Source organism: Paenibacillus sp. ALE2 (genome assembly GCF_054113385.1).
In genome coordinates this window covers 5,438,296-5,451,725 of record NZ_CM134213.1, presented here as the reverse complement: position 1 = coordinate 5,451,725, position 13,430 = coordinate 5,438,296, and the positions used below count along the sequence as shown (strand labels likewise).

The 13,430-nt window shown below is 46.8% G+C and carries 13 protein-coding genes; 12 read left to right on the top strand and 1 reads right to left on the bottom strand.

Going from position 1 to position 13,430, the window contains the following annotated elements; all coding sequences use genetic code 11:
• The first annotated feature begins 65 nt into the window (after nucleotides 1–65).
• The 12 genes from ACXHJ1_RS23525 (at nucleotide 66) to ACXHJ1_RS23470 (ending at nucleotide 13,029) form a co-directional block, all read left to right on the top strand.
• The gene (locus tag ACXHJ1_RS23525) at nucleotides 66–482 is read left to right on the top strand and encodes a hypothetical protein (RefSeq protein WP_017425909.1); all 417 of its coding nucleotides are present in this window, start codon (nucleotides 66–68) and stop codon (nucleotides 480–482) included.
• Nucleotides 483–698: 216 nt separating this feature from the next.
• The gene (locus tag ACXHJ1_RS23520; RefSeq protein WP_025364514.1) at nucleotides 699–1,568 is read left to right on the top strand and encodes an SDR family oxidoreductase; all 870 of its coding nucleotides are present in this window, start codon (nucleotides 699–701) and stop codon (nucleotides 1,566–1,568) included.
• Nucleotides 1,569–1,688: 120 nt separating this feature from the next.
• On the top strand, nucleotides 1,689–3,491 hold the full coding sequence (gene pnpS, locus ACXHJ1_RS23515; RefSeq protein WP_457905314.1) for a two-component system histidine kinase PnpS: 1,803 nt from the start codon (nucleotides 1,689–1,691) through the stop codon (nucleotides 3,489–3,491).
• A 124-nt stretch (nucleotides 3,492–3,615) separates the two neighbouring features.
• Entirely contained in the window at nucleotides 3,616–4,347 is a 732-nt protein-coding gene (locus ACXHJ1_RS23510) for a response regulator transcription factor (RefSeq protein ID WP_013370356.1), read from the top strand.
• Between the two features lie 157 nt (nucleotides 4,348–4,504).
• Nucleotides 4,505–5,629: a methyl-accepting chemotaxis protein gene (locus ACXHJ1_RS23505; RefSeq protein ID WP_107734367.1), complete on the top strand. Its 1,125-nt coding sequence runs from the start codon at nucleotides 4,505–4,507 to the stop codon at nucleotides 5,627–5,629.
• A 127-nt stretch (nucleotides 5,630–5,756) separates the two neighbouring features.
• Nucleotides 5,757–6,515: a phosphate ABC transporter ATP-binding protein PstB gene (pstB, locus tag ACXHJ1_RS23500; RefSeq protein ID WP_016819635.1), complete on the top strand. Its 759-nt coding sequence runs from the start codon at nucleotides 5,757–5,759 to the stop codon at nucleotides 6,513–6,515.
• Between the two features lie 40 nt (nucleotides 6,516–6,555).
• Nucleotides 6,556–7,215: a phosphate signaling complex protein PhoU gene (gene phoU / locus ACXHJ1_RS23495; protein ID WP_016819636.1), complete on the top strand. Its 660-nt coding sequence runs from the start codon at nucleotides 6,556–6,558 to the stop codon at nucleotides 7,213–7,215.
• Nucleotides 7,216–7,390: 175 nt separating this feature from the next.
• On the top strand, nucleotides 7,391–10,045 hold the full coding sequence (gene polA, locus ACXHJ1_RS23490) for a DNA polymerase I (RefSeq protein ID WP_107734366.1): 2,655 nt from the start codon (nucleotides 7,391–7,393) through the stop codon (nucleotides 10,043–10,045).
• 71 nt (nucleotides 10,046–10,116) lie between these two features.
• On the top strand, nucleotides 10,117–10,947 hold the full coding sequence (gene mutM / locus ACXHJ1_RS23485; RefSeq protein WP_016819638.1) for a DNA-formamidopyrimidine glycosylase: 831 nt from the start codon (nucleotides 10,117–10,119) through the stop codon (nucleotides 10,945–10,947).
• 111 nt (nucleotides 10,948–11,058) lie between these two features.
• On the top strand, nucleotides 11,059–11,862 hold the full coding sequence (locus ACXHJ1_RS23480; RefSeq protein ID WP_457905313.1) for an MntP/YtaF family protein: 804 nt from the start codon (nucleotides 11,059–11,061) through the stop codon (nucleotides 11,860–11,862).
• 10 nt (nucleotides 11,863–11,872) lie between these two features.
• Entirely contained in the window at nucleotides 11,873–12,469 is a 597-nt protein-coding gene (coaE, locus tag ACXHJ1_RS23475; protein WP_107734365.1) for a dephospho-CoA kinase, read from the top strand.
• Nucleotides 12,466–13,029, top strand: coding sequence for a lytic transglycosylase domain-containing protein (locus ACXHJ1_RS23470; RefSeq protein WP_016819641.1), 564 nt, complete (start codon nucleotides 12,466–12,468; stop codon nucleotides 13,027–13,029). Before coaE ends, ACXHJ1_RS23470 begins: the two co-directional genes overlap by 4 nt.
• Before the next feature lie 119 nt (nucleotides 13,030–13,148).
• On the opposite strand, the gene ACXHJ1_RS23465 is transcribed toward ACXHJ1_RS23470, so the two are convergent.
• Nucleotides 13,149–13,373 (bottom strand): alpha/beta-type small acid-soluble spore protein, encoded by a 225-nt coding sequence (locus ACXHJ1_RS23465; protein ID WP_013309613.1) that lies wholly within the window; start codon nucleotides 13,371–13,373, stop codon nucleotides 13,149–13,151.
• Nucleotides 13,374–13,430 lie beyond the last annotated feature (57 nt).

Below are 13,430 nucleotides of genomic sequence, written 5' to 3'. Positions count from 1 at the left end.
TGGAATATGATCGTTCTATGGAAAAATCAGTTTGTAAGAAAACAAAGAATTGGAGGTTATAAAGAATGTTTTTTATTCACATTATTGGATCACTGGCAATGGGCTTTTATTTATTGCTTCCCTTCGTCGTGGGCAAAATCGACAAATTGGCTCCAAGCGCGCAGGAGGGAACGATATCGGCTGTGCAGCTATTGAACCGTTTGGCGCAATTTGCACTAATCCTTGTGCTTATTAGCGGCATCTATATGATTTTTGCTTGGAAGTCTTATTCGGTAGCATGGATCGTGGTCGTGTTGTTGTTGTTTCTTGCTATTTCTGGTATCGCAGGTGCTATGGGTAAGCCATTACGATTGTCACTGGAAGCGGTTCGCAACCAACAGCCAATTACGCAATACGCTGGTAAAGTGCGAATGTTCAGTACACTGTTGGCCGTTTTCATGATCTTAATTACGTTTTTAATGGTATACAGCCATATTATTTAATGAATCATTTTATGAGCGGTTGGAATTGAATAATGACAACGGCTAACGTTGAAAAAACGGTCTGTGCAGAATAAGCATAGGTCGTTTTTTTGTGTGCTCACATAGCTGGATTTTTCTTTTTTCGTTTAACGGATAAGTTTGTGTGGTAAATCAGGAGTAGAGTGGATGCAAATGTTGCATCCTAAAAAATATCTGATTTTGAAGGGAGAATGTACAATGGCTAAAAGCAACCAACCTCAGCAAACCTTGCCCCCGCAGCACCAGGAACAGCAACCGGGGATTGAGTCCAAAATGACGCCTGCACCGCAATTTGAAAAACCAACTTACAAAGCGGCTGGCAAGCTAACAGGCAAAGTTGCACTGATTACTGGTGGAGACAGTGGAATTGGGCGGGCTGTAGCTGTCACGTACGCCAAAGAAGGTGCGGATGTAGCTATCGTCTACTTGAATGAGCATAAGGATGCGGAAGAAACCAAACGTCAGGTCGAACAGGAAGGACGCAAATGCGTGTTGATTCCTGGCGATATCGGAGATGACCAATTTGCCAAAAAAGCAGTGCAACAGACGGTGAACGAATTGGGCAAGCTCGATATCGTCGTGAACAATGCGGCCGAGCAGCATCCACAGCAAAAGCTGGAAGATATCACCAAGGAACAGCTGGAGCGCACTTTCCGCACGAATATCTTCGGTATGTTCTTCCTAACACAAGCGGCATTGCCACATTTGAAGAAAGGGAGCGCGATCGTCAACACAACGTCGATTACCGCATACGCTGGGAATAAGACACTCATTGATTATTCCTCCACCAAAGGGGCAATCACATCATTCACTCGTTCCCTATCACTCAATTTGGCGGATCAAGGTATTCGAGTGAACGCTGTAGCCCCAGGGCCGATCTGGACACCGTTAATCCCGTCTACCTTTGATGCCAAGACGGTCAGCGAATTTGGAGGAGCACAGCCCATGAAGCGACCGGGTCAGCCGGAAGAACTGGCGCCAGCTTATGTGTACCTTGCTTCAGACGATTCGTCTTATGTAAGCGGGCAGGTTATTCATATCAATGGCGGTGAAGTTGTAAACGGATAAGAGGATAAAGAAAAGGTTGGGGCAGTCTTTTGCTCCGGCCTTTTTTCTTTTCACAGTGGAACATAATGCAGGTAGCTTGTAGAATGAGATTAACTTACATAAAAGGATGGGCAAATTTCTATGAAATCGTTTCGTTTCAGGCTTACCCTGATCATGCTGATTTTGATTGGCGTATCTGTCCTTGCTGCTGGAATCACTATGGGACAAATTTTCAAAAATTCGAATATGAAGGTGCTAGAGGAGAACATGGGCCGCGAGATTGACTTGCTTCGCGCTACTTTCCCATTTGTTAATGCTAATGCCCTATCCAGCACAGATTACGTCTCCTATTATTCTGAGAAGGCGAAGGAAATTGCCCATCTGACCGATTCGCGAGTGACCTTCATTCGTAAGGACGGGACGGTGGTGGGTGATTCGTTAAGCGATCCGCGCAAAATGGAAAACCATGCATCCCGTGAAGAAATACGACAAGCTACGTCAGAGGGAATCGGACGGACGATACGTTACAGTGAAACTTTGCAACGAAACATGCTATATGTCGCTGAGCCTGTTGTATCGGAGAAGGGCTTTGACGGATATATCCGTTTGTCCATGAGTCTGAAAGCGGTGGAAGAGGGAATGCAGCGCGGCTGGACGGCCATCGGGATTGGTCTTGTGTTGCTGTTTATTGCTGCTGGACTGATGAGCTATCGTATTGCTCGCAGCCTCACCTCGCCCATTGAACATATTACAGGGGTAGCCAACCGTATTTCAGGACTGGATTATGACGCAAGGGTCGGCGTACAGCGCCGGGATGAGGTAGGACAACTGGGTGAAGCCATTAATCGTATGGCTGACAGCCTCCAAAACCAAATGAAAACGATTCGTGACAATGAGGATCTGCTGCAAAGCGTCATGAGTAATATGACAGGCGGGATTCTGATGATCGATGCTAATGAACGCATTGCGCTTGTCAACCGTGAGTCTGAGCGTATGCTCGGTGTCGCGGGTAAGCGGGTGACAGACAAGCCGTATCATGAGCTGAAGAAGCACTATGAGCTCACAAAGCTAATTGAGGGCAGTATACAAAGCCGAGAAAGGCTACATGGTGAGGTGCATTTGTACAATCCCGAAGAACGACTCGTTTTGCTAGATGGTGTCCCTATGTATGAGGATGAAGGGGGATACCGGGGGATGCTGTTCCTTTTGCAGGATATTACAGCTATTCGACGGTTAGAAAATATGCGAAGCGAATTTGTGGCAAACGTCTCTCATGAGCTAAAAACACCGATTGCCGCAGTCAAGGGTTTTGCCGAGACATTGCTTGGTGGCGGGGTCAAAGATGAGGAAACAGCCCGTTCCTTTTTACAAATTATATATGACGAAAGCGAACGACTGAATCGACTGATCGGCGATATTCTGGAGCTTTCCAAAATCGAGTCCAAGCGCTCTCCGCTGGATTGCTCTCCAATTCATATCTCTTCTTTCATAGAATCATTGCTGGAGAAACTGAACAATGTAGCAGCGAAGAAAAGGATTACACTGCACATGGATATCCCGGATGAATTGTTTATGGAGGCAGATGAAGATAAGCTTCAGCAGATTTTCCTGAACCTTTTGTCTAATGGCATTAACTATACACTTGATGGCGGCAAGGTAAAAATCAAGGTTATAACGCTACAGCGAGACCATGACACGGAAAAGGTCGTATTTACAGTCAGTGATACGGGTATTGGGATACCGAAAAAGGACCTGCCACGTATCTTTGAGCGCTTTTATCGGGTGGACAAAGGTCGCTCACGCAACTCGGGCGGAACGGGGTTGGGATTATCTATCGTCAAGCACCTGGTTGATCTGCATCATGGTACACTTTCGGTTGAAAGCGAGCTTGGTTTGGGTACGACGTTTACCGTTGAATTACCGTTATTGCAACAGGAAGAATGAACTATAACATTTTTTACATTGTGTTAACAATGCCGTGATAAAATAAACGGGTGTCGCATGAGTATGGAGAAGATTTCGAGATTTTGACTAATGCGCCTTTAACAGGTAAACAGGAGATGAAGTAATGGGACAACGTTTGCTGGTTATTGAGGATGAACCAACGCTTGCCAGATTGCTATCCTACAATTTGATACAAGAAGGTTTCGAAGTGGACACGGAGGATCATGGCAGTGCTGGGTTTGAAAGAGCGTCCAGAGAATCCTACGATTTGATCCTGCTGGATTTGATGCTGCCGGGAATGAATGGACTGGACATTCTGAGCAGACTTCGCCATCAGGGGCTGACGACACCTATCATTATTCTCACCGCTAAAAACGGGGAGGCTGAGGTGGTCCAAGGACTGAAGTCGGGTGCTGATGACTACATCACAAAGCCTTTTGGCGTTTCTGAGCTGTTGGCCCGTGTAACGGCTGTGCTGCGAAGAACATCCGGAGGGGATGAGGGAGTGTTGTCTGAACAGAAGGATGGCTCCAAAATTCAACTGGGCGAGCTGGAAATCTACCCTGAAAAATATGAAGTCATTCTTGGAGGTCAATCCATCAGCTTAAGACCCAAGGAATTTGAGGTACTTCTCTATTTGTCCCGCAAGCCGGGTGTCGTCCTGACTCGAGATGATCTAATGAATGCCGTGTGGGGCTTTGACTACATCGGTGGTCAACGGACGGTGGATGTACACGTCAGCTCCTTACGTAAAAAGCTGGAGCTTGATCCCGACTCGGTTCATATTGATTCGATCCGCGGAGTGGGGTATAAGCTGGTTGTAAATAAAAAAAGAAGCGCTTCTCATTTGTTATAAATGAGGAGCGTTTTTCTCTTTCCAGGCCGTAGCAGCAACTTTTATGTCCATTTTGTGATTTTACATTTCGTTGACAAAACTAGCCATTAAAATCAACAAATGACCGATATGATGTTCCCGTCACTCCAAGTAAGTAAAAAAAGGGGACTTCAGAACGATGATAACGGAACCAAAGACCCAGCCGAGTTCCACTGCCGTGATTGAACGTGAAACGTTCAAGCCGATTACTACCTATGTGCCATGCCGGGAGGTTCCGATCATTGGCACGGATATGTCTTGCAAAGAACTGTTAGCACTTATGAAAGCACAGGAAGATATCCCCTGTGTCATCGTCGTGGATAAAAATGACCTTCCATTGGGCATTATCATGAGAGATGCATACAATCGTCATTTTACGGGCAGGTTCGCTGCGGCGTTGTTCTATGATAAACCGGCTTCCCTATTTGCCGATCCGAATACATTAATTGTGGATTTGAAAAGTCCGGCAGCGGAAATTGTAGAACAGGCGATGATGCGTGAAGATCAGCGTTTTTACGATTGTTTATTGATAAAGGAAGGGACAAGATTACTCGGTGTACTCACAATTCGTGATATCCTGTCTGTCGTTCAGCGAATGCAAAGAGAAGCAGACGAAGATCGGGGCGATGTGATTCGACATAGCTATGACGGAGTCCAGCGTATTCGGATGACTGTTTTGGATGCAGCGAAAGAGGCGGATGACAGTGTGCAGCTAACTCGCTCAATGAGTGAATTATCCCGCCGTGGTAAAGTGGAACTGGAGGATGTTCTGCTTTCTTATCATGCAGTAACGGAACAAATGAAGCGCCAGCATGAGCAGATGACAGCCTTAACCCAATCGCTGAATGATATTGCGGGCATGGCCTCATCCATTCGTGCATTGGCAGATCACAGCGGATTGCTGGCGATCAATGCGTCTATTGAAGCGGCCCATGCTGGCGAACACGGGCGTGGCTTTCAGATTGTGTCTCAAGAGGTTCGGAATATGTCACTCCAGACCAAAGCTTTTTCTGTACAGATTACCGGCTTACTCGCTCATATTGAGCAAATGCTGCGTGACACTGCTGAACTGACGGATACGAGTATGCAGCAGATTCATACAGGCTCTAAATTTATATCTGCCGGAACCCAAACGTTTTCCAAATTATTGCAGGCAGTCGATGAAATAGAGGCTAAAAATAGTGAAATGTCCCGTTCCGCAGAAGAAGCTGCCTTGAATGCAGCTGGAATAGCACAGGAGCTTGAGCTCATGCTGAGTTCTTGATCATTTTACATACCGTTAACAAATCCACCACACTGAATTTACACACAGCTTATATAATCTTCATATTGTGCAAATCAGGTGCAATGCTTGAGGACCATAACTGCAACACGAAGGAGATCATAAATCCATGAATGATTCCGTAATCCGGATTGATAAGCTGAACTTGTATTATGAAAAATTCCACGCGCTGAAACATATAAACCTGGATATTCCTGAAAAAACGGTAACAGCCTTCATCGGCCCATCCGGCTGTGGAAAATCAACCTTGCTGCGTACGCTAAACCGGATGAATGACATGATACCGGGAACGCGTATTGAAGGGACCGTGAGCATCGCAGGGCAGGATATATACGGCGATACTATGGAAGTAGAAACGCTGCGTAAACAGGTGGGAATGGTTTTTCAACAGCCTAACCCGTTTCCCAAATCCATTTATGATAACGTGGCCTATGGTCCGCGGTTGCATGGAATCCGGCAAAAGGACAAGTTAGATGAACTGGTAGAGCAAAGCCTACGGCAGGCAGCACTTTGGGAAGAGGTTAAAAATTTTCTCAAGCGTTCTGCTCTGAGCTTGTCCGGCGGACAGCAACAACGGCTATGTATTGCCCGGGCGCTTGCTGTACAGCCAGATATTTTACTTATGGATGAGGCTACATCTGCGCTGGACCCGATCTCGACGATGAAAATTGAAGAGCTGGTTCAAGAATTAAGAGACACGTATACCATCGTCATGGTGACGCATAACATGCATCAGGCAGCGCGTGTGTCTGGTCGAACTGCGTTCTTTTTGAATGGGGTTGTAGTAGAGGCAGCGGATACAGAGGCGATGTTTTCCACGCCACAGGATTCACGTACGGAAGATTATATTTCCGGGCGTTTTGGCTAAAGCCAAATTTGATGATTATGCGAGAAGGGGTGACTTCGAAATGATACGTAGAAAAGGTTTTGATGAAGGATTAGAAGAACTGAGAGCCGTACTGCGCGAAATGGGTGCACACGTTTCGAAGGCGCTCGATCAGGCTATTGAATGTTTGCAGACCAAAAATACAGAAATGGCCCAACAGGTAGTCAAAAATGATGCATCCCTTAATACAATGGAAGAAAATATTCTGGATATGGGCTCCAAGCTCATTATTACCCAGCAGCCAGTAGCGAAGGATTTACGCCGGATCATTGTTGCATTTAAAATTTCCAGTGATTTGGAACGTATGGGTGATTTGGCACTTGATATTGCCAAGGTCACACTTCGCTTGGAAGGACAGCAGGCGATGAAGCCGTTGGTGGATATTCCACACATGGCTTCCATTGTTAAAGAAATGATCGACAATGCGATCAAATCCTATTTGGATGAAAATACAGATCTGGCCTACAAAATGGCTAAAGAGGATGATCGGGTGGATTCCTTGTACAGCCACATGATCAGCGATCTATACGCTTTTATGGTAGAAAAGCCAGCAGAGGCTTCACAAGCCATGCTGCAACTGCTCGTAGGACGTTACATTGAACGCATTGGCGACCATGCTACGAATATCGGTGAAAGCACTGTATATCTCGTGACAGGAGAGCGGCCAGATTTGAACCAGTAAGGCTTTTAGTATATAGCGGTTGTTTCTAATCCAGATTTGTCTTTGAGCAAAAGGCAAATTTGGCTAGGAAACAGCCGTTTTTTTCTGAAAAAGAGTCTTGTATGTTAAGATAGGAAGAGGAATGCGTAATACGTAAGAACGTTACGAATGCATTGATGAACTTGCGAGGTGCGAAATGGATAAACTCATGCTTATAGATGGTAACAGTATCATATACCGGGCGTTTTTTGCTATGCCGCCGTTGACGAATTCAAGCGGACAGCAGACGAATGCGGTGTACGGATTTACGACAATGTTATTGCGGCTTTTGGAGGAGCACAAACCAACACATATTTTGGTTGCGTTTGATGCTGGTAAAATTACGTTTCGCCATAAAGGGTACGAGGATTACAAAGGTGGACGGGAGAAAACTCCGCCGGAGCTGTCCCAGCAATTTCCGCTGCTGAAAGAGCTATTGACCGCCTTCGGCATTGCCCAATTTGAACTGGATGGCTATGAGGCAGACGATATTATAGGCACCCTGTCCAAAACAGCGGACGAAGCGGGTTTTAATGTGCTGGTTGTGACCGGCGACAAGGATATGCTTCAATTGGCTTCAGACCATGTCACAGTCGGCTTGACCCGCAAAGGGGTTACCGAGGTGGAAACGTATGGACCTGAGCAGATTCAGGAACGTTACGGCTTAAAGCCGCTGCAAATCATAGACCTTAAGGGCCTAATGGGCGATACGTCGGATAACATTCCTGGTATTCCGGGCGTGGGTGAGAAAACCGCGCTCAAGCTGCTGCATCAATATGGTTCAGTTGAAGAGGTGCTGGCGCATACGGATGAGCTGAAGGGTAAAATGAAAGAACGCGTGGAGACTCATGCTGACGATGCGCGAATGAGCAAGGATTTGGCGACCATTTATCGGGATGTAACGTTGGACAAGCAACTGGAAGATGTGGTTTTCAGCGGGCTACAGGCAGAGACGGCTGGACCAGCTTTGGCGAAGCTGGAGTTCAAGTCCCTGCTGGAGCGTTTATCCTTTTCGGGCGAGGTCGGCAGTGCTGGAGTCGGCGTAGAGGAAGCCGTAGCAGACGTGACTGTGCTGGATGAACAGCGGATCAGCGAATTGGTAGAAGTGCTGAATAACGTAGATGTGCTGCATGTTGAGACGCATGGTGATAATCCGCATCATGCTGAGATTGTAGGATTGATATTTGCCGCAACAGGGCGTCAGTTTTTTATGACACTGGAAGTTCTACAAAGTGATGCAGCTACCCCTATTCGGGAGTGGCTTGCCGACCCTGAACGCAAAAAACGCGGTCATGATCTGCATCGTACGGACTTGGCTTTACACTGGCATGGAATTGAGTTTGCTGGAGCTGAGTTTGATGTGCAGCTGGCCGGATACTTGCTAGATCCGACAGACGCCAATCAGACATTGAGTGGGCTGGCAGCCAAGTATGGCTTGTCATCAATTCGTCCAGACGACGAAGTGTTTGGTAAAGGAGCTAAATATAAAGTTCCTGACGTGGATGTACTATCCGATCATGTGGCGCGTAAGGCAGCGGTGATCGAAGCGTTGGTACCTGTGCAGCAGGTGGAGCTGGAAAAAACGGAAATGCACAAGCTGTTCCATGAGCTTGAGATGCCGTTATCCCGCATTCTGGCGGATATGGAGAAGCAGGGTATTTTGGTGAATGTAGAGGAACTGCGCGCTTTGGGAAAAGAATTTGAAGCCCAGATTACAACGTTGGTGGGTGAGATCTACAGCATTGCAGGGGTAGAGTTCAATCTTAATTCGCCTAAGCAGTTGGGTGAGATTTTGTTTGATAAGCTGGGTCTGCCCGTTATTAAAAAGACAAAAACCGGGTACTCGACCGATGCAGAGGTGCTGGAAAAGCTTGCGCCATATCATGATATTGTGCAAAACATTTTGCAATATCGCACCATTGCCAAACTTCAATCGACGTATGTCGAAGGATTGCTTAAAGAAATTTCGGAGAAGACAGGTAAAGTGCACACGTATTTCCGGCAGACGGTTGCAGCAACCGGACGCTTGAGCAGTCAATTTCCGAATTTGCAAAACATTCCGATCCGTCTCGAAGAAGGACGCAAAATTCGCAAAGTATTTGTGCCATCGGAGCCCGGCTGGTCGATTTTGGCGGCAGACTATTCACAAATCGAGCTGCGGGTGCTGGCTGATATTTCGGATGATGAGCGTTTGAAAGAGGCTTTTGTCCACGATATGGATATCCATACCAAGACCGCATCCGATGTGTTCGGTGTCCCTGCAGAAGCTGTAGACTCCGATATGCGACGTTCCGCAAAGGCAGTCAACTTTGGGATTGTTTACGGGATTAGCGACTATGGTTTGTCGCAAAATTTGAATATTACGCGGAAGGAAGCGGCTCGCTTTATCGACCAGTATTTTGACGTGTTCCAGGGTGTTCGCCGTTACATGGATGATATTGTGAAGGATGCGAAGAGGGATGGATACGTAAAAACGTTGTTGGAACGCAGACGATATTTGCCAGAGATTAACGCCAGCAATTTCAACCAGCGTTCGTTCGCCGAGCGTACAGCGATGAATACGCCGATTCAAGGTACCGCAGCCGATATTATCAAGCTGGCGATGGTGCAGATGGACGCAGCGCTGCGTGAGCGCAATCTTCGCAGCCGTATGCTGTTACAAGTACATGATGAGCTTGTATTCGAGGTTCCGCCTGAGGAAATGGAAACGATGAAAGAGCTTGTTCCCGCTACCATGGAAGCTGCATTAAAGCTGGCTGTGCCGCTTAAAGCGGAAGTAAGCTATGGCAGCAATTGGTATGAGGCCAAGTAAGATATTTCAATGAGTAGATAGTCCCAATTTAACGTTGCTTCCGTTATAATATAGGGTGAGGTGAAGACATCATGCCGGAATTACCGGAAGTAGAAACCATTAAACGAACACTAAACGAGCTAATCGTCGATAAACATATAGATCATGTAACCGTAAATTTGCCGCGTATTATCCAACGTCCCGATGATATCCACGCATTTGCGATGGAATTGGCTGACCACCGGATTATTGGGGTGGAAAGACGCGGTAAGTTTCTGCGGATTTTGCTGGACGGGCTAGTGCTTGTCTCCCATCTTCGAATGGAAGGACGCTATGGATTGTATTCACAAGATGATCCTGTGGAAAAGCATACCCATGTCATCTTTCATTTTAAAGATGGTACAGAGCTGCGTTATCAGGATGTACGCCAATTTGGTACAATGCACTTATTTCCGGCAGGACAGGATTTGCTGGAAAAGCCGCTGAATAAACTCGGTTTGGAACCGATGGACGAGGCTTTTACACCTGAAATGCTGCGTGCCGCTGTTGGAACTCGTTCGACTTCGATCAAGGCAGCGCTGTTAAACCAGTCATATGTGGTAGGCATCGGGAATATTTATGTAGATGAATCGTTATTTAAGGCAGGGATTCATCCGGCACAGCCAGCCAAAAGCCTAACGGATAGCCAATTTCGCGTACTGCATGAAGCTATTGTCTCCACGCTGGGCGCGTCGATTCAGGTTGGTGGCTCGTCCATCAAATCATTCGTTAACGGACAGGGCAAAACGGGTGATTTTCAGCATCAGTTGCAAATCTATGGACGCAACGCGAAGCCTTGTATTAACTGTGGTACATTGATCGAAAAATCCGTCGTAGCTGGACGTGGCACACATCATTGCCCGGTCTGCCAGCCTTTGCGCTAAACAGGCGCAGTCACCCCAAGCCCATCCCTCTCATATATTGTTCCAAGTACCAATACTGCGAAGGGAGTCGGTTGCTGTAAGGCCCAGCCTTCGCAATGGGAGGGAATTGGAGTGGCTAATCATTGGGGAGCCCTGCTGTTACTGGCATTTGCGCTAAGTTTGGACAGTTTCGGAGTCGGTGTTACATATGGTCTGCGCAAAATGAAAATTCCATTGTTGTCGATTGCTATCATCTCCGTATGTTCAGGTTTGGTGATTGGCATATCCATGCAGCTCGGCGCATTACTATCCCGTGTCCTGTCTCCTGTATATACGACGGTTTTCGGTGCTGTCATTCTGATCTGTATCGGCTGTTACTCTTTGATTCAGGCTCTGCAACGCAAGGAAGATTTGACGGAAGAAACAGCGGAAGTCCCTCGGGATCTGCACTTTACGGAACAGGTTGATTCAGATTCAGGGCATATATCAGCTCTTGCAGAGAAAAAAAGTGCTGAGAATGCCAATACAGAGTCTCTAACCAGCTCAGGAAGAGATCTATCGACAGAGACTTCTTTGGAGCTACAGCAGGAGGAGCGAACGTTATTTTCGCTGGAGTTCCGCAAATGGGGGCTTGTTATTCGGATTCTTCGAAGCCCGTCTGCTGCGGATATGGACCGTTCCGGCAGTATATCTGCTACCGAAGCGGTTTGGTTAGGTATTGCATTATCGGTCGATGCGTTCGGAGCGGGCTTAGGTGCAGCCATGCTTGGTTTTCAGCCCCTGTCTACTGCGCTGGCTATTACGTTATTCAGCGGTGTATTTTTGATTGCTGGTATGAAGGCAGGGTTCTTCCTGTCAGCATTTCGATTTATGAAGGCGCTCGGCGTATTGCCGGCATTATTACTGATTATGATGGGTATATTGAAGCTGTTATGAGGTGAAGAGCATGAATATCGGATTAACCGGAGGGATCGCTACCGGAAAAAGCACCGTGTCGGCTCTTTTGGTCGCCAAGGGTGCGCTGCTGATCGACGCAGATGCCATTGCCCGGGAAGTTATGCTTCCGGGGCATCCGGTGCTGGCGGCGGTCATACAGCATTTTGGACAAGCTATAGTAAACACTGACGGAACCCTGCACCGCAAAAGACTGGGAGAGATTGTATTCAGAGATCCTGTACAGCGACAGGCACTTAACGATATTACGCATCCTGCTATTCGTGAGGAAATGCGTCTGCGCATGGAAGCTTATGAACGGGAGCAGCCGGACAAGCTTGTTTTGGCAGATATCCCGTTAATGTATGAGTCTGGGCTGGAGAGCCTGTACGAGGAAATTATGGTTGTATATGTACCACGTGATGTTCAGCTCCGACGTCTGATGCTCAGAGACGGTCTGACAGAAGAGCAAGCCGAGCTTCGTTTGTCCGCACAAATGGATATCGAGCAGAAAAAAAATTTAGCTGATATTGTTATTGATAATAGCGGAACACAGTCTGAGACGCAGATGCAAATTGATCAGTTTTGGCAGCGAAAGGGACTTGCATGAACATTTTACGTAAGAAAAGAGTCCTGCTCATTTTGTTTGTCGGATTTGTCCTGATTCTGTTCCTCAACTCGAATTGGATGTCCTGGTTTTACCCGATTCAATATAAGGATGAGATTCGGCAGTATTCACAGACCTATGAAGTGGACCCATTTTTGGTGGCGTCTATTATCCGTGTGGAAACAAATTTTAAAACCAGCAAGCAGTCACACAAGGGGGCGCTGGGGCTTATGCAGATTATGCCGAACACAGCCAATTGGATTATGGAGAGTGCCCAGATTCAGAAGGTCCCGCTGGATAGTGTCAAGCACGAGCCTGGCACCAATATTGAGCTGGGGACCTGGTATCTGCATAACCTGTCTATGAAGTTTCAGGATAATCCTGTGGTCATCGTAGCGGCTTATAATGCTGGTCCAGGTAAAGTTCAGGAATGGCTAGATCAGGGGGTGTGGGATGGCAAAGAAGAGTCCATTAAGCAAATCCCTTTTGGTGAGACACGGCATTATGTACAGCGAGTCATCTATTACTACAGGCAATATACAAAAATTTATAATGAGTTTTAAGGGACAGGTTAATGACAACATGAGCCTTTTCGCTTTAAAATGAAAAAAAGCGCAGGACAGGCTGTTTTTAGCAGCCTATCCCTACACTTTTTCGTATTACTTCTTCATTATTACCGAGATTATTGGTATTGTCCTGCCAATTGTTGTTCGGCGATCGTTACGAGGCGTTTTGTGATGTAGCCCCCGATCGAACCGTTCTCATAGGAAGTCATGTTACCTTGGTATCCATCTTGAGGAATGCTGATACCCAGCTCTTGAGCGATTTCATATTTCATTTGCTCCAGAGCACCGGAGGATCTGCTGACTACCAGGTTGTTGGAGTTGCCATTGTTTCCTTGTGCCATTGTTGTTCACCTCCTCGCGACGTGGTAAACATATTATGATCCGTTTCGACAAAATTA